Here is a 15,848-nt window from a genome sequence, read left to right on the forward strand (position 1 = left end):
GCAACGGCCTTCGTTTGGTTGACTCGGAATAAATAAGCAGTAAAGCTTGTTTAACCCTATGATGGTCTTTCCCACACACAAGAATGATGGAGTAATAAAATGACTAAAACTATGCGCGCAACAGCAATGGCAGTTTTGTTGAGCTTTTCAAGCAGCTTTATTGTGGCACCAGCCCACGCAGCAATCGTGAGCACCGAAGAAGCGGTTGCCATGCATCAGCAAGACCGCTCCGAACTCAAGCAATTCTTCGATCGTGAAGACATTGCCAAAGCACTGCAAGCTCATGGTGTAAGCCCTGAAGTTGCCAAGGCCCGTGTGGATTCCATGACAGAAGAAGAAGCCCAAAAGCTTGCCGCCCACATTGAGAACGCACCCGCAGGTGCCGGCATTGTTGGTGTACTATTTACTGTCTTCATTATTTTGTTGGTAACCGACATTCTTGGCCTGACCAAGGTATTTCCGTTTACCCGTTCCGTTCGATGAAATTACGTTTTTCCAGTACCGCCTGGGCCCGCTTGGCGGGCTCAGCTGTACTTGTAGGGCTGTTGGCCTCTTGTTCAATTTTGCCAACAGTCCCGCAAGACCTTCAAAACACCGTTCAAACCCAAGCACCTGTTGAACTCAAAAACGTGCCGTTTTTCGCACAGGAAGAGTTTTACTGCGGCCCGTCAACATTGGCCATGGTGCTCAACCATGCCGGTGAAAATACCGATCCGAACAAACTGGCTGAGCTGGTTTACTTGCCTGGCCGCCAAGGCAGCTTGCAACTTGAAATGCTGGCTGCACCCCGCCGCTTGGGCTACCTGAGTTACCAAATTGAACCCAAACTTCCCGCACTGTTTGACGCCCTGAATGCTGGCGCACCCGTGGTGGTTTTGCTGAATCTTTCACTGCCGATTGCACCGCAATGGCACTACGCCGTGGTGGTGGGTTACGAGCCTGGCAGCAACAGCATGATTTTGCGCTCTGGCCCGAAGGAACGTGAGTTGATTCCCGTGGCCACCTTTTTGAAACTTTGGGAACGCTCACAGAACTGGGGCTTTACCGTGATTAAAACCACCGCCGAACCACCCAGCTACGTGAATGCACAAGGCTATCTGAATTCAGCGGTTGCGCTTGAGCGCTCCAACACAGAGAAAGCCGGTCAGGCTTACCTACAGGGTGCGAAAACCTGGCCCACCGAGCCCTGGTTTCATTTTGGCTTGGGTAACCTGGCCTATGGGGCCAAAAGTTATGTGGAAGCCGAACAGCACTACCGCAAGGCAGTGGGTGTGTACCCCGACATGGCTGATGCCTGGAACAACCTGGCGGAAACTCTGATCAAGCTGGACCGCAAGAATGAAGCCCGTGCAGCGATCAACAAAGCGATTGCCATCGGCGGCGGGCGCATTGCTGCCTACAAGGAAACAGCCCAGAAAATACAGGCCGACTGATGCAGCTGGATTGGGCCCAAACCTTGGGCTTTGTGGCCGCAGCACTCACCACCTTTTCGTTTATTCCGCAGGTGGTGTATTGCTGGAAAACACGCGACACCCGAAGCATTTCTTTGGGCATGTACGCGTGTTTTTGTTTGGGTGTGCTTCTGTGGCTTGTTTACGGTTTGTTGGTGCAGCAATGGCCTGTTGTGGTGGCCAATGCAGTCACATTGTTGCTCGCCAGCTCTATTCTGTATTTGAAACTGAATCAAAAACCATGATCAAGGCAATTTTGACGGGGCATAGCAAAGGGCTGGGCTTGGGTATTGCCCGCGCACTTCTGCAACAAGGGCATGCTGTATTGGGCATTGCCCGATCACAAAACACTGAACTTCAACAACAATACAACGAAGATTTTCAGCAAATAAGCCTTGATTTGGCACAACCCGGCGCACTTGAGCAGCTTGAAAGCAGCCCCCAACTGCTGAAATTCATTGCAAACGCAACACAATTGCTTTTAATTAACAACGCGGGCCTGGTGTCTCCAATAGGGCCATTGAGTGCGCAAGCCACTGTCGATATTTCCAGAAGTGTTCAGCTCAATGTTGCAGTGCCTTTGGCCCTGAGCGCCTTGCTGGCCCGGAAAATTCAGGGCACGCAGCAACTTCGGATACTGCATGTATCCAGTGGCGCTGCTCAAAGTGCTTACCCGGGCTGGAGCGTGTATTGCGCCACCAAGGCCGCGCTCGACATGCATGCTCGGGCTGTGCAACAAGACCAACTGCCGAATGTCGCCATTTGCAGCCTGGCACCCGGCGTGATCGACACCGCCATGCAAACACAAATTCGGGAAACCGACGAATCGCTTTTCCCCAACAAACAGCGATTCATTCAGTTAAAAGACAGCAATTCGCTGAGCGATCCCGATGAGACCGGTAAGCGCTTGGTGCACTACCTGCTAAGCCCGAATTTCGGCAAGCTTGCCGTGGACGACCTGCGCGCCCACTAGCCCACAAACCCGCCGATTCTGGCTTAGTGCAACTTCACCAGGGGTGTGGCGCGTTTGAGCAGAAAACGCGCCATGGCCAACAAGAATGTTTTCATGCCGCCCAGCACCGCATAGTGATGCATCAAGTGCAAACTTGCATACATGCTGCGTGCAAAAAAACCTTCCACAAACATGCTGCTGGCTTTGAATAATCCGCCCATCAAACTGCCCACCGAGCTGCGAGAACCCAGCGACACCAAAGAGCCATGGTCTTTGTACAAATAAGGCTTGCTCAAAGCTGGCTTGCCTCGCTCTGCATTCATGATGGTTTTGTAAATATAATCCGCCTGCTGGTGCGCCGATTGCGCACGGGGCGGCACCATACTGCCATCGGGTTGCACACAGGCCGCACAATCACCCAGCGAAAAAATGTGGTGCTGACCCTTGACCCGCAAATCGCCCTCCACTTCCAGCTGATTGTTGCGGTTCACAGGCAAACCCAAATTGGCCAGCCAGGCAGGTGCCTTAATGCCGGCAGCCCACACGCACAAATCAGCTTTGTATCGGTTACCACTGGCGTCCTCCACTTGCTTGGATGAAATTTCCACCACCCTGCAATTGTTGACCACCGTAATGTGGCGCTGCTCGAGCAAACGCAAGGCGGCGCTCGACACACTTTCTGGCAGCACAGGCAGAATGCTGGGAGCTCCTTCCAGAATGGTGATGGTTACATCGCTGGCTGCGTTAATTCCGCTAAAACCGTAACGGCTGTGCACATGGCTGGCTTCCCGCAGTTCGGCGGCCAGCTCAACACCCGTGGCACCTGCACCAATAATGACAATGTCCAGGCTTGCCGATGAATCCAGTTTTTTGCGCAAATCGAGCGTGGCCAAATGCTTGAGCATTTTCAAGCGAAAGCTCTCGGCCTGTTGCGGCCCGTCCAGCGAGATGGTGAAGTCTTGCGCACCTTTCACGCCGAAATAATTGGATTGACTGCCCACGGAAATCACAAGCGTTCCAAACTGCAACACGCGCTTGGGCAGCACCTCATCGCCCACATCGTCACGAACCGCTGCAATTTCAAGCTGTTTGCCGTGGGCATCCAGCCCCTCCATAGCGCCCAGTACAAAGTTAAAACCATTGTTGTGGGCCAACATGGGATAGGACAAACCTTCCTGGTGAATGTCCAGCGTACCGGCCGCCACTTCATGCAGCGACGGTTTCCAGATGTGGTACATCTTGGCATCGACCAGGGTAACGCGGTCAGGGCCCAGCTTGCGCCCCAGTTTGCAGGCCAGCTCCAGGCCACCTGCACCGCCGCCGACAATCACGATTGATGAAAGGTCCAAATCTTTTCCCCCTGATATAAAACTGATTGATCACATTAGAAGCCCAAGAGGGCTTTTGAGCAAATCTCATTCCTGCCCAGTGGTAAACCCCAATTTGACAGCAAATTTTTTCAATGAAAAAATGAACGTTCATTCAGAATTCTAGTCTACTTACTGTTCCCGCATTGTTAATTTCGAGGTAGTACCATGATTAATAAAAGAAAAATGGCGCTGGGCACCAGCGCCTTGTTGACTGTTGGCACGTTGACCCTGGCCGGTTGCGGCAGTCAAGAAGGCGGTGCAAATGCCGCGGCTGCCCCCGCTTTGCCCAAAGTTCGCGTGTTTGAGGTGGCTGCAAAGCCAGTGTCGCTTTACACCGAATTGCCTGGCCGAACCAGCCCTTACCTCATCGCCGAGGTGCGCCCCCAAGTGAATGGCATTATCAAGGCACGCCAGTTTCAGGAGGGTGGCGATGTGAAAGCAGGCACCTCCCTGTATCAAATTGATGCCTCCACTTACCAGGCCGAATATGCCAGTGCCAAAGCCATGCTCGAAAAGGCGGAAGCCAACCTCACCAGCGCAAAAATTCGAAATAATCGCTTCCAGGAACTGGCCAAGCTCAATGCCGTAAGCCAGCAAGAACGCGATGATGCTTATGCCGCCTTGAAACAGGCTGAAGCGGATGTGGCCTCGGGCAAAGCCGCGGTTCAATCGGCACAAATCAACCTGAACTACACGAAAGTGACTGCACCCATCAGCGGTCGAATTGGCCGCTCCAGCATTACACCGGGCGCATTGGTACAGCAGGGGCAAGCCAGCCCGCTGACCACCATTCAACAATTGGATCCCATTTATGTGGACCTGACACAATCGACCAGCGAACTGCTTCAACTCAAGCGCGACCTGGAAAGTGGTGTATTGAAAAGCGCCGGGAAGGACGCGGCAAAAGTCACACTGAAACTTGAAGATGGTTCCAGCTACGCGCAGGAAGGCAAGCTGCAGTTCAGCGATGTAACCGTGGACCAAAACACCGGCACAGTGACACTGCGCGCCGTATTCCCCAACCCGAAACAACAGTTGTTGCCCGGCATGTATGTTCGAGCCTCACTTGAAGAAGGTGTGCGCGAAGACGGTATTCTGGTGCCGCAAAAGGGAATTATGCGCGATGCAACCGGTGCGCCTTCTGCCTTCGTAATAGGCCAGGACAACAAAGTTGAAAAGCGCAGCGTAGAGACAGCCAGGGCCATTGGCGACCAATGGTTGATTGCAGAAGGCCTTCAGGCAGGTGATCGCCTGATTGTCGAAGGTATCCAGAAAGTTCGTCCCGGTCAGGAAGTGGAAATCCTTTCCGACTCTGAGAACAAGTAAACAACGCCTGGCAGGAGTAGTACCATGTCCCGATTTTTTATTGATCGCCCCATTTTTGCGTGGGTGATCGCGATAGTTATCATGCTGGCCGGCGCGTTGGCCATTTTCAACTTGCCTGTGGCGCAGTACCCGGCCATTGCACCGCCCGCCGTCACCATTCAAGCCACCTACCCAGGTGCCTCTGCTGAAACCCTGCAAGACTCGGTCACCCAGGTGATTGAGCAACGAATGACTGGCCTGGATGGATTCCGCTACATGAAATCCACCAGTGACTCCACCGGTCGACTGCGAATCGAGCTGACTTTTGAGCCTGGCACCAACCCGGACATTGCACAGGTGCAAGTTCAAAACAAATTGAGCCTGGCTGTGCCCTTGCTGCCCGATGCGGTACAACGCCAGGGTATTCAGGTGACTAAAAGCTCAGCTGGTTACCTGCTGGTGATCGCCTTCACAGCCGTGGATGGTGCATACAGTTCTACCGAACTGGCCGACTTCATCACCACCAATGTGCAAGACACCATGAGCCGCGTGAACGGCGTGGGTGAGGTACAGGTGTTTGGTAGCCCCTATGCCATGCGCATCTGGTTGAACCCCGACAAGATGAATCAGTTCAAGGTGACGCCCGGCGATATTCGCAATGCCGTGCTGGCCCAGAACGCGCAGGTGTCTGCGGGTGAATTGGGCGGTGCACCGGCTGTGAAGGGTCAAACACTGACTGCAACCATCACTGCACAAACCTTGCTTGAAACACCCGAAGACTTCGAGCAAATCATTTTACGAACCACTGGAGATGGCGCCACTGTGCGCCTGAAAGACGTGGCACGTATTGATTACGGCAGTGAGAACTACAATATTTTGCCCCGCTGGAACGGACGCAATGCATCCGGTATTGGTATTCGTTTGGCCTCCGGTGCCAACGCACTGGACACTGCAGAGGGCGTGATCGCCGAGATGGAGCGCATCACTCCCTTGATTCCCGAAGGCATGGAATGGGATGTGGCTTACGACACAACGCCATTTGTAAAAATTTCCATTGAAGGCGTGGTCAAAACCCTGATCGAGGCGATTATTCTCGTGTTCCTCGTGATGTACCTGTTCCTGCAAAATTTCCGAGCAACGCTGATTCCAACCATTGCAGTGCCCGTGGTGTTGCTGGGTACGTTTGCGGTGCTTTCTGCATTTGGTTTTTCAATCAACACACTGACCATGTTTGCCATGGTACTGGCCATTGGTCTGCTGGTGGACGACGCCATTGTGGTGGTTGAAAACGTGGAGCGTGTGATGGCCGAGGAAGGTTTGTCGCCTTTGGAAGCCACACGAAAATCGATGGACCAAATTACCGGTGCCTTGGTGGGTATTGGCTTGGTACTGTCGGCGGTGTTTGTGCCCATGGCATTTTTCCCGGGCTCGGCAGGCGTTATTTACAAGCAGTTTTCAATCACCATTGTGTCGGCAATGGCCTTGTCGGTGATTGTTGCACTGGTGCTGACACCGGCCTTGTGCGCCACCATGCTCAAGCCCATTGAGAAAGGCCACAGCCACGAGAAAAAAGGATTCTTCGGCTGGTTCAACCGCAAGTTTGATTCAAGCAACGCACGCTACCAGGGCGCAGTGGGGCGCATGCTGCACAAGTCGGGGCGATACCTGATTATTTACGGTGGCCTGTTGGCTGTTACCGCCTTCATGTTCACCCGCTTGCCCACTTCATTCCTGCCCGATGAAGACCAAGGCGTCTTCTTCACGCAGGTGCAACTGCCGGCGGGTGCCACGCAAGAACAAACCTTGCAGGTACTGGCCAAGATGGAAGACTATTTCCTCAATGAGGAAGGTGACAATGTGAAGTCCCTGTTCACCGTGGCAGGTTTCAGTTTCTCGGGCACCGGACAAAACTCCGGCATTGGCTTTGTGAGGCTGCGCGACTGGAGTGAACGCCCCGGCAAAGAAAACTCCGCGGCTGGCATTGTTCAACGTGCCTCGGCTGAATTCGCAAGCTGGCCAGAAGCACAAGCTTTTGCCTTTGCACCCCCAGCCATTCGGGAATTGGGCAATGCCTCCGGCTTTAACCTGTTTATTCAAGACCGCACCGGTTTGGGCCGTGATGCGCTGATTCAGGCCCGTAACAGCATGATTGGCGAAGCCGCGAAAAACCCGATATTGACGGGTGTTCGCCCCAATGCGACTGCCGACACTCCGCAATATCAGCTTGATATTGACAATGCAAAAGCGGGGGCTCTGGGTGTGAGTGTTGCAGAAATCAGCGACACGCTCACCTCGGCCTGGGGTGGCAGTTTCATCAATGACTTTCTGGACCGAGGTCGTGTGAAGCGCGTGTACATGCAGGCCGATGCGCCATTCCGCATGTTGCCCGAAGACCTGAACCGGTTCTATGTGCGCAACAGCGACGGCGAAATGGTGCCCTTCTCCAACTTCTCGTCAGCAGAGTGGTCCATGGCCTCTCCACGCCTTGAGCGTTACAACGGTCTTCCCGCTGTTGAAATTCAGGGACAGGCGGCACCCGGCATGAGTTCAGGCGACGCCATGGACGCCATGGAGGCGATTGCAGAAAACTTGCCTGAGGGCATGGGCATTGAGTGGACGGGTTTGTCGTACGAAGAACGGCAGTCGGGTTCGCAGGCACCACTGCTCTATGCGCTTTCCTTGCTGATCGTGTTTTTGTGTCTGGCAGCGCTATATGAAAGCTGGTCCATTCCTTTCGCAGTCATGCTGATTGTGCCTCTGGGTGTGGTGGGTGCCCTGCTTGCGGCCAGCGGCCGTGGCTTGGCCAACGACGTGTACTTCCAGGTGGCCTTGCTGACCACTGTGGGTTTGTCAGCCAAAAACGCAATCCTGATTGTTGAATTTGCCAAGGAGCAATTCGACCAGGGCCGCGATTTGCTGGAAGCCACACTGGATGCGGTACGCATGCGTTTGCGCCCCATCATCATGACCTCGCTGGCCTTTGGTTTGGGCGTTGTGCCCTTAGCTATTTCGACTGGCGCAGGCTCGGGCAGCCAGAACGCGATTGGTACCGGCGTACTGGGCGGCACCATTTCTGCAACCGTGCTGGGCATTTTCTTTGTTCCCATGTTCTTTGTGGTGGTCACCCGCTTGTTTGGCAAAAAACGGGCCGAGAAAAATGCCACCGCGCAAGGAGAATGATATGAATAAAATTCAATTCTGGACATGCACTCCGCTGGTGTTTGCACTGGCCCTGGCCGGTTGCGGCACGCTGGCTCCCACCTATGAACAGCCTGCTGCGCCAGTGGCTAGCAACTGGCCAAAGGGTGAGGCCTACCAGGCCGACAGCCCTACAGCGCAGGCCGCGATTGACCTGGCCTGGCGAGATCTGTTTGTGGACCAGCGCCTGGAGCAACTGCTTGAACTGGCCTTGAAAGAAAACCGGGATTTAAGAATTGCAGCGCTGAATATTGAGCGAGCACGCGCGCTTTACCAAGTGCAACGCAGCGATTTATTCCCCACGATTTCTGCAGATGGTGAAGGCAATCGGCAACGCTTGCCCGCTGACTTAAGCGGCGGTCGCTCTGGCGGTGCCACCCCGAAACAGTACAGCGCAACAGTGGGTTTTGCTGCCTATGAGCTCGATTTATTTGGCCGGGTGCGCAGCCTCAATGAAGAGGCCTTGCAGCGTTTTCTGGCCACAGAAGAAGCACGCAAAAGCGCGCAAATCAGTTTGATCGCGGAGGTGGCCTCCAGTTACCTCACCCTGGCCTCTGATCAAGCCTTGCTTGAACTGGCGCAAGACACCCTGAAGAACCAGCGTGACGCCTACGATTTGATCAAGCGCAGTTTTGATTTGGGTGTGGCCTCTCAACTTGATTTGCGCCAGGCTCAAACCAGCGTCGAAGTGTCCCGCGCCGATGTGGCCCGGTTTACACGTGCTGTGGCCCAAGACCGCAACGCGCTCGAGCTGCTGGTGGGCAAAAACATTCCGAAAGAATTGCTGCCCGACAGCAACCTGGAGGGTGCCGCCGCCATGGTTGAACTTCGCGCTGACATTCCTTCCGCGGTATTGCAACGCCGCCCCGATGTGGAGTCGGCCGAACGTTTGCTTCAAGCCAGCAATGCGCGCATCGGCGCAGCCCGTGCCGCGTTTTTTCCCAGCATTACCCTGACCGCTGATGCAGGCACTGCCAGCTCCTCGCTGGATGGCCTGTTTGAATCAGGCTCACGCACCTGGAGCTTCATACCCAGAATCAACTTGCCGATATTTGATGCTGGCCGCAACAGTGCCAACCTCGAGGTCGCAAAAAAAGATCAGCAAATTGCATTGGCTGAATATGAAAAAACAGTACAGGGCGCATTCCGTGAAGTGGCTGATGCCTTGGCTGCACGGGGCACACTCGATGCAGAACTGGATGCACAAAATGCCTTGGTGGAGGCCACCTCGGAAAGCTACAAACTGAGCGAGGCCCGGTTTAAACGCGGCATTGACAGCTATTTGAATGTCCTCGATTCGCAACGAGCGCTTTACTCTGCCCAACAAGACCTGATCGCAGTTCGACTGGCGCGCACTGCCAACCTGGTGACCTTGTACAAGGCGCTTGGCGGTGGCTGGACAGAGAGTGACGCCAACCTGGCAAGTGGCTACACATCGGGAGGAAGCAACAATGATCAACGAGGCTAAAACCATGACCAGTAAGGCGGAACTTCGCCGCCAGCAAATTCTGGATGCAGCAGCCGAGTGTTTCAGGAAAAGCGGTTTTCACGGTGCCAGCATGTCCGAGATTGCGAAATCTTTTGGCATGAGTGCCGGGCACATCTACAACTACTTCGAAAGCAAGGAAGCGATTATTGAAGCCATGGTCAAGCGTGACCTGGACCAGGCGCTTGAGCGAATCGCAAAAATTCAAGGTGAGAAAGACATTCTGAAAGCCATGCTGGGCACGGTGGATGAAGGTGTGCAACGGCGCATTGACCGAAGCGAACTGGATACGGAAATTTTGGCAGAGGCCGCACGAAACCCGAAAATTGCCGCCACGGTTCAAGGTACCGACGCGGTAATTCGAGAGAAGGTCACGCATCTGATCAAAGGCATTCAGCCCTTGAAAGACTCACCACCCTGCGAGCTCAATCTGGCTGCGAAATCCACCATTCTGATGGCTCTGTTCGACGGACTTCAAATTCGCGCCATACGCGACCCGGACATGAAGGCTGACGACATTGCCCGTGTGTTGAAAAGTGTGATTCAGCAGATGCTTCAAAGCTGAGATTGGCGCGGCAGGCCTGGGGTATACTCGGGCTCTACTTCACTGCCGCGCCCCACATGCCACGAGCTGTCCTCCCCTACAGCCTGCCTTTGCTGCTGATCATTTTGATCGGCTTTGCTGCACTGTCGCTTACCTTGGGCGCTTATCCCCTGAGCCTTCTCGATAGCCTGCATGCCTTGCTGGGTACCGGCGAACCGATGGCAGTGCAAGTGGTTCAAGACATTCGACTACCCCGCACGCTGGGTGCCATTTTAGTGGGCGCTGCCTTGGCGGCAGCTGGCGCGGCTTATCAGCTTCTGTTTCGAAACCCGCTGGTGTCGCCCGATATTTTGGGTGTGTCCTCGGGCGCTGGGCTGGGTGCCGTTCTGGGTTTGTTTCTGGGCCTGCCCAGCCTGGGTGTGCAAAGCCTCGCATTTGCAGGTGGCATTGCCGCAGTGGCATTGGTGATTGCACTAGGCAAAGCGATTCAACATGCTGACCGAACCCTGGTGCTGGTGTTGACCGGCGTAGTGCTGGGTTCACTGGCTGGGGCAATCACTTCTTTATTGAAAATTCTCGCCGACCCTTACGATCAATTGCCAGCCATTACCTTCTGGTTGCTGGGCAGTTTAAGCGGCATGCACATGGCACAAGTTTGGGTGGTCGCGCCAGTGGTGCTGGTGGGTTGCTCGGTGCTGTATTTGCTGCGCTGGCGTCTGAATGTGCTGAGCCTGCCCGAAGCTGAGGCGAGCGCTTTGGGAGTTCAAGTCAAACCCCTTCGAATTACCGTGATTGCGCTTGCCACCATCATGACCAGCGCGGTGGTTGCCGTGGCTGGCGTCATCGGCTGGATCGGATTGTTGATTCCCCACGCAGCACGCCTGCTGGTGGGTCCAAGCCTTGCTCGTCTGTTGCCCATGTCGATCGTGATGGGTGCACTGTTTTTGTTGCTGGTTGATACCGCTTCGAGAAGTTTGGGTGATCTAGAAATACCGTTGGGTATTTTGACAGCGCTGGTGGGTGCACCCTTCTTTTTAGGACTGCTGCTGCGGCGTGCGGGAGCCAGTTCATGAGCCTGAAAACCGAAAACCTGTCGGTGGGCCACGGGGGCTGTGCAGTGGTCGAGCACGTTAACCTGGAGTTGAAACAAGGCGAAATACTTTGCCTGCTCGGCCCCAACGGCAGCGGCAAAAGCACACTGATAAAAACGCTGTTGAACTTGATTCCCCCTTGCGCAGGGCGGGTGCTGATCAACAACGCTCCCCTGCAAAACCTGGCGTCACCGGCATTGGCGAAGCACTTGGCTTATGTGCCCCAAAGCCATGCCAACAATCTCGGATTTTCCGTGTGGGATACCGTGTTGATGGGCCGAACCACGCATTGGGGTTTGTTCGGTGGCCCCACACAGGCCGACCATCAAGCGGTGCACAATGCTCTGGAACAATTGGACATCAGTGAATTGAAACTACGAGATTTCAATCTGCTTTCCGGCGGGCAACAACAACTGGTGCTGATAGCGCGTGCCCTGTGTCAGGGTGCGCAAACTCTGATTCTCGATGAACCCACCGCCAATCTCGACTTTGCCAATGCGGCCAAGGTAATGCACACGCTGGCATCGCTTGCAGCTGCCGGGAAAAGTGTGGTGCTGAGCACGCACAACCCGCAAGATGCTTTGGGAGTAAATGCCACCGCTTGCTTGCTGAAAGGGCGTGCCGTGCTTGCGCTTGGCCCCGCCCATCAGGTAATCACCTCCGAGACCTTGAGCGCACTGTACGGCGTTCCAGTTACAGTCAGTAAAACAGAGTCAGGCCATATTGCGGTGGTTCCCGGCAATCACTGATCTGATTATTCAGCAGCCAGCCCTTCAAGTATCGGGCAGTCGGGCCGAGAATCACCTTTGCAACAGTGAACCAGGCGTTCCAGTTCGGCCTTCATTGCATTCAATTCGCGAATTTTCGCTTCCAGTGCATTCAGGTGTGATTGCGCAAGCTTTTTGACCTCCCGGCTTGGGCGCGTTTTGTCTTGCCACAGGCCAAGCAATTCCTCAATCTGCTTGATGGAAAAACCGAGGTCACGTGAGTGCCGGATAAAACGCAGCAAGTGCAAATCCCGGCTGTTGTACAAACGATAACCAGCCTCGGTGCGGTTGGCCTCGGGCAGCAAACCCACCATTTCGTAATGCCGAATCATTTTCGCGGTGATTCCCGATTCCATGGCCGCTTCGCCAATCGTGAACCAATCTTTGCGTGTCCATTCTGCGTACATGTTCACAACTCCTCTGTTTCAGGTTTCAATAGTTTGGGTTTCCAGCGAGTCAGCAACAGGGCGTTACTGACCACACTGACTGAACTCAAAGCCATGGCTGCGCCTGCGACCACCGGGTTAAGCAGTCCCATCGCGGCCAAGGGTATTCCCACTGCGTTGTACACAAAAGCCCAGAAAAGATTTTGTTTGATCTTGTTGTAGGTGCGTCTGGAAATATCAATGGTTTGAGCCACCAGGGCGGGGTCAGGTCGCATCAGCGTGATGTCGGCTGCATGCATGGCCACCTCCGTGCCACTGGACATTGCAAAACTGACATCCGCAGCTGCCAGCGCAGGCGCATCGTTGATTCCATCGCCCACCATGGCCACCACCTGGCCCTGCTGGCGATAATGGGCCACTGCCTCGCTCTTGTTGTGCGGCAATTGTTCAGCCTGCACCTCTGAAATACCCAGCGCCTGGGCAACGCGTTGGGCACTCGCCCTGGAGTCGCCTGTCAACAACACAGATTTCACCCGCAAATTGGTCAAATTTTGCACAGCTGCAAAAGCGCCTGCTTTCAAGGCATCACCAAAACCCAAGGCCCCCAGCAAGGACACTTCACCTTGCTGGTCTTCAGCAACCCAAGCATGGGTGGGTGCGTTGTCTGGCAAGGCTTGGTTCACCGCGCTCAACGCCGATTCCGGCACACCCAGTTCACGCATCCATCGAGCAGTACCTACATACACACGTGTGCCATCCACCATGCCACTGACACCACGCCCAGGCTGGTCCTGCAATTGGCTTACCCCAGGCCATTGAACGCCCTGCCCTTGCGCATAGGCCAGCACAGCTGCGGCCAGCGGGTGAGCGCTGCCCGCTTCAACAGCTGCTGCCTTGGCAAGAAAGCTGTGCAGGCTATTGCTGTTAAAAGGCACTGCTGCACCCACAGATGGTTTGCCCTCAGTCAAGGTGCCGGTTTTATCAAACACCACGGTGTTAATTCGGTGAGCAAGCTCCAGCGCCTGTGCATCTTTAATCAGGATTCCATGGCGCGCCGCCACGCCCGTGCCTGCCATGATTGCGGTGGGTGTGGCCAAACCCAGGGCGCAAGGGCATGCAATCACCAACACAGCCACCGCATTCACAATGGCCAACTCCAGGTTGCCACCTTCAGCCAAAAACACCCAATACAACAAGGTAAGCACCGCAATCACCAACACCACGGGTACAAACACGGCACTCACCTTGTCCACCAGCTTTTGAATGTCAGGTTTGGCTGCTTGCGCGTCTTCAACCAGGCGAATAATTTTGGCCAGCGTGGTTTCAGCACCCACAGCGCTCACTTCAATCAACAAGCGCCCATCCAGGTTCACAGCACCGCCGGTCACCAGGCTTCCCGGAGATTTCTCAACCGCCTGGCTTTCCCCGGTAATCAGGGCCTCATCCACATGGCCTTCGCCTTCCAGCACACGGCCATCCAGCGGAATTCGCTCACCGGGCTTCACCACCACCTGCATGCCCACCGCCACACTGGCAATCGGCAGCACTTTTTCTTGCCCGTTCTGAATCACTGTGGCGGTGTCGGGCCGCAAGGCTTGCAACGCAGCAATGGCTGCAGTGGTTTGCCGCTTGGCGCGTGCTTCCAGCCACTTGCCCAACATCACCAAGGTGATCACAGCGGCAGACGCCTCGAAATACAAATGCGGGTTGCCCTCGCCCAACATGTAAGCCGACAAACCAAATGCCGCAGAAGTACCAATGGCCACCAGAAGGTCCATGTTGCCCGTGCGGTTTTGAATTGCTTTCAATGCTCCCCGATAGAAACGGGCGCCCAACCAAAACTGCACCGGGCTGGCCAAAAGCAATTGTATCCAGCCAGGCAACATGTAGTGCTTGCCAAACAGCATTCCTGCCATGGGCAACACCAAGGGCAAGGTGAGCAATACGCCCCACAACACCATCGTGCCTTCATGATCATTTTGTTTTGTGGGGTGCGAACCCGCTCTGGATGCGCCTGCTGAGCTTGGCTGGCTGGCAGTTTCAATTGGCTCCGCGTCATAGCCTGCCTTTTGAATGGCCTCGATCGCGTTTTGCAACAGATCGGGTTTGGCCAGTTGTATGCGGGCCTTCTCGGTGGCCAGGTTCACCGTTGCGCCAATGACACCAGGCGTAGCCAACAAGGCTTTTTCGACAGCGCTGGAGCATGAGGCACAGCTCATGCCGCCCACAGCAATGTCGATGGTATTGGACGGGTTGGAATTCATGCTTGCTCTCCATGGTGTGATGGAAGCATTTTCAACCTTAACACCATGTCAAGGTCAATGCCTTGACCTTACCATGATTGGAAGCTTCAGCATATCCATGTGTTCAATTCAATGGGAGAGTCTTCATGACACCGCCATGGCGATTGCCCGATAAAGTACATGCATTAGAATTGCGGTTAACCCCAACTGGAGTGCAAAACATGATTACCTTGAGTGTAGAGAAAGTGAAATGCGGCGGATGTGCCGCCAATGTGAAACAGGCCGTCTTGGCCAAAGACCCGCAGGCACAGGTGCAAGTCGATGTCGCCAACAAACAGGTAGAAATTGATTCTCGTCTGGACGGACACACCTTGGCCACGATTGTCAGCCAGGCCGGCTACCCCGCCACCCTGCAAGCCTGATTCAAAAGATCAAGCGGCTTCGCAGTATGCCTGGCCCCAGTAGTTGTACGTGAACGCCTTGGGGCCGGGCACATACATGGTTTCAATGTCATCCACCAAAAACCCGCCTTCCTTGAGCAAAGCGGGAATGTCCCGGTTCAAGTGACAACCTCCCGCCAGTTTTCCCCACACGGGTTGCAAACGATTCTGCGTGTTTCGCACTTTTTCATCCGGTGCCGCGCCATGCTCGCAAAACAGCAACTTACCGCCCGGCTTTAACACTCTGCGCATTTCCTTCAAGGCTTGCACGGGCTCTGGAATGGTGCACAGGGTGTAGGTCATCACAATCGTGTCAATGCTTGCATCGGGTAATGGAATTTTCTCGGCGGGAAGCCCCATCAGCTCAACACTCAAACCGGTTTGATCAATTCGTTTTTTCGCCAGGCGGTGCATTTGCATGGCGGGGTCAAGACCGATAATTTTTTCAACTTTTGCAGCGTCATAGTGGCGCATGTTCAAACCGGTACCGATACCAATTTCAAGCACCAGCCCTGTGGCTTTGGGTACCACTTTCTGGCGTTGCCTGTTGATGGCTTTCATGCCGCAAGCGAAATCAAGCAAAGTAGGCAGTACGTGTCGGTCGTATAATTTGGC

15 protein-coding genes are annotated in these 15,848 nt (G+C 54.7%); 11 read left to right on the plus strand and 4 right to left on the minus strand.

What is annotated here, in order from left to right; translation table 11 throughout:
* Positions 1-99: 99 nt before the first annotated feature.
* Genes HKT17_RS10545 through HKT17_RS10560 form a run of 4 tightly spaced genes read left to right on the plus strand, consistent with a single transcriptional unit; the run spans position 100 to position 2,424 of the window.
* Positions 100-483, plus strand: coding sequence for a PA2779 family protein (locus tag HKT17_RS10545; protein WP_040513516.1), 384 nt, complete (start codon positions 100-102; stop codon positions 481-483).
* A complete protein-coding gene (locus tag HKT17_RS10550; RefSeq protein ID WP_171099966.1) occupies positions 480-1,433 on the plus strand; it encodes a PA2778 family cysteine peptidase in 954 nt (317 codons plus the stop codon). The genes HKT17_RS10545 and HKT17_RS10550 overlap by 4 nt, the downstream gene beginning before the upstream one ends.
* Positions 1,433-1,696 (plus strand): SemiSWEET transporter, encoded by a 264-nt coding sequence (locus HKT17_RS10555; RefSeq protein ID WP_008252246.1) that lies wholly within the window; start codon positions 1,433-1,435, stop codon positions 1,694-1,696. Before HKT17_RS10550 ends, HKT17_RS10555 begins: the two co-directional genes overlap by 1 nt.
* Positions 1,693-2,424, plus strand: a complete 732-nt coding sequence (locus HKT17_RS10560) for an SDR family oxidoreductase (RefSeq protein ID WP_171099968.1) — start codon at positions 1,693-1,695, stop codon at positions 2,422-2,424. The genes HKT17_RS10555 and HKT17_RS10560 overlap by 4 nt, the downstream gene beginning before the upstream one ends.
* Before the next feature lie 23 nt (positions 2,425-2,447).
* On the opposite strand, the gene HKT17_RS10565 is transcribed toward HKT17_RS10560, so the two are convergent.
* Positions 2,448-3,752: an NAD(P)/FAD-dependent oxidoreductase gene (locus HKT17_RS10565; protein ID WP_171099970.1), complete on the minus strand. Its 1,305-nt coding sequence runs from the start codon at positions 3,750-3,752 to the stop codon at positions 2,448-2,450.
* A 186-nt stretch (positions 3,753-3,938) separates the two neighbouring features.
* On the opposite strand from HKT17_RS10565, the gene HKT17_RS10570 reads away from it, so the two are divergent.
* From HKT17_RS10570 to HKT17_RS10595, 6 genes are read left to right on the plus strand one after another with little or no spacing between them, the layout of a single operon-like run.
* Positions 3,939-5,099 carry an efflux RND transporter periplasmic adaptor subunit gene (locus tag HKT17_RS10570; RefSeq protein WP_240965772.1) on the plus strand — a complete coding sequence of 387 codons (1,161 nt, stop codon included), beginning with the start codon at positions 3,939-3,941 and terminating at the stop codon, positions 5,097-5,099.
* Between the two features lie 24 nt (positions 5,100-5,123).
* Positions 5,124-8,258, plus strand: a complete 3,135-nt coding sequence (locus HKT17_RS10575) for an efflux RND transporter permease subunit (protein ID WP_105029562.1) — start codon at positions 5,124-5,126, stop codon at positions 8,256-8,258.
* 1 nt (position 8,259) lies between these two features.
* Positions 8,260-9,744, plus strand: coding sequence for an AdeC/AdeK/OprM family multidrug efflux complex outer membrane factor (adeC, locus tag HKT17_RS10580; RefSeq protein ID WP_171099972.1), 1,485 nt, complete (start codon positions 8,260-8,262; stop codon positions 9,742-9,744).
* The gene (locus HKT17_RS10585) at positions 9,728-10,327 is read left to right on the plus strand and encodes a TetR/AcrR family transcriptional regulator (protein WP_105029564.1); all 600 of its coding nucleotides are present in this window, start codon (positions 9,728-9,730) and stop codon (positions 10,325-10,327) included. Before adeC ends, HKT17_RS10585 begins: the two co-directional genes overlap by 17 nt.
* A gap of 56 nt (positions 10,328-10,383) precedes the next feature.
* A complete protein-coding gene (locus HKT17_RS10590; RefSeq protein ID WP_171099974.1) occupies positions 10,384-11,379 on the plus strand; it encodes a FecCD family ABC transporter permease in 996 nt (331 codons plus the stop codon).
* Positions 11,376-12,146 carry an ABC transporter ATP-binding protein gene (locus HKT17_RS10595; RefSeq protein WP_171099976.1) on the plus strand — a complete coding sequence of 257 codons (771 nt, stop codon included), beginning with the start codon at positions 11,376-11,378 and terminating at the stop codon, positions 12,144-12,146. Before HKT17_RS10590 ends, HKT17_RS10595 begins: the two co-directional genes overlap by 4 nt.
* A 5-nt stretch (positions 12,147-12,151) precedes the next feature.
* Here HKT17_RS10595 and cueR read toward each other — a convergent pair whose 3' ends face one another.
* Together cueR and HKT17_RS10605 are read right to left on the minus strand one after the other, a co-directional pair.
* Positions 12,152-12,571 (minus strand): Cu(I)-responsive transcriptional regulator, encoded by a 420-nt coding sequence (cueR, locus tag HKT17_RS10600; RefSeq protein ID WP_105029566.1) that lies wholly within the window; start codon positions 12,569-12,571, stop codon positions 12,152-12,154.
* Positions 12,572-12,573: 2 nt separating this feature from the next.
* On the minus strand, positions 12,574-14,814 hold the full coding sequence (locus tag HKT17_RS10605) for a heavy metal translocating P-type ATPase (RefSeq protein WP_240965773.1): 2,241 nt from the start codon (positions 14,812-14,814) through the stop codon (positions 12,574-12,576).
* Between the two features lie 200 nt (positions 14,815-15,014).
* Here HKT17_RS10605 and HKT17_RS10610 point away from each other — a divergent pair, with 200 nt between their 5' ends.
* Positions 15,015-15,215, plus strand: coding sequence for a heavy-metal-associated domain-containing protein (locus tag HKT17_RS10610; RefSeq protein WP_105029916.1), 201 nt, complete (start codon positions 15,015-15,017; stop codon positions 15,213-15,215).
* A 9-nt stretch (positions 15,216-15,224) separates the two neighbouring features.
* Here the strand turns inward: HKT17_RS10610 and HKT17_RS10615 are convergent, their stop codons facing one another.
* Positions 15,225-15,794, minus strand: coding sequence for a class I SAM-dependent methyltransferase (locus tag HKT17_RS10615; protein ID WP_171101482.1), 570 nt, complete (start codon positions 15,792-15,794; stop codon positions 15,225-15,227).
* Positions 15,795-15,848: the final 54 nt, after the last annotated feature.

It is taken from the genome of Limnobacter sp. SAORIC-580 (genome assembly GCF_013004065.1).
Lineage (GTDB): Bacteria > Pseudomonadota > Gammaproteobacteria > Burkholderiales > Burkholderiaceae_B > Limnobacter > Limnobacter profundi.

Excerpts from the sequence above, each read along its gene's own strand:
- HKT17_RS10605 (WP_240965773.1), bottom strand. The coding sequence starts at position 14,814 with ATGAATTCCAACCCGTCCAATACCATCGACATTGCTGTGGGCGGCATG.
- HKT17_RS10585 (WP_105029564.1), top strand. The coding sequence starts at position 9,728 with ATGATCAACGAGGCTAAAACCATGACCAGTAAGGCGGAACTTCGCCGC.
- HKT17_RS10570 (WP_240965772.1), top strand. The coding sequence starts at position 3,939 with ATGATTAATAAAAGAAAAATGGCGCTGGGCACCAGCGCCTTGTTGACT.
- HKT17_RS10615 (WP_171101482.1), bottom strand. The coding sequence starts at position 15,794 with ATGAAAGCCATCAACAGGCAACGCCAGAAAGTGGTACCCAAAGCCACA.
- HKT17_RS10555 (WP_008252246.1), top strand. The coding sequence starts at position 1,433 with ATGCAGCTGGATTGGGCCCAAACCTTGGGCTTTGTGGCCGCAGCACTC.
- HKT17_RS10590 (WP_171099974.1), top strand. The coding sequence starts at position 10,384 with ATGCCACGAGCTGTCCTCCCCTACAGCCTGCCTTTGCTGCTGATCATT.
- HKT17_RS10595 (WP_171099976.1), top strand. The coding sequence starts at position 11,376 with ATGAGCCTGAAAACCGAAAACCTGTCGGTGGGCCACGGGGGCTGTGCA.
- HKT17_RS10610 (WP_105029916.1), top strand. The coding sequence starts at position 15,015 with ATGATTACCTTGAGTGTAGAGAAAGTGAAATGCGGCGGATGTGCCGCC.
- adeC (WP_171099972.1), top strand. The coding sequence starts at position 8,260 with ATGAATAAAATTCAATTCTGGACATGCACTCCGCTGGTGTTTGCACTG.
- HKT17_RS10545 (WP_040513516.1), top strand. The coding sequence starts at position 100 with ATGACTAAAACTATGCGCGCAACAGCAATGGCAGTTTTGTTGAGCTTT.
- cueR (WP_105029566.1), bottom strand. The coding sequence starts at position 12,571 with ATGTACGCAGAATGGACACGCAAAGATTGGTTCACGATTGGCGAAGCG.
- HKT17_RS10560 (WP_171099968.1), top strand. The coding sequence starts at position 1,693 with ATGATCAAGGCAATTTTGACGGGGCATAGCAAAGGGCTGGGCTTGGGT.
- HKT17_RS10575 (WP_105029562.1), top strand. The coding sequence starts at position 5,124 with ATGTCCCGATTTTTTATTGATCGCCCCATTTTTGCGTGGGTGATCGCG.
- HKT17_RS10550 (WP_171099966.1), top strand. The coding sequence starts at position 480 with ATGAAATTACGTTTTTCCAGTACCGCCTGGGCCCGCTTGGCGGGCTCA.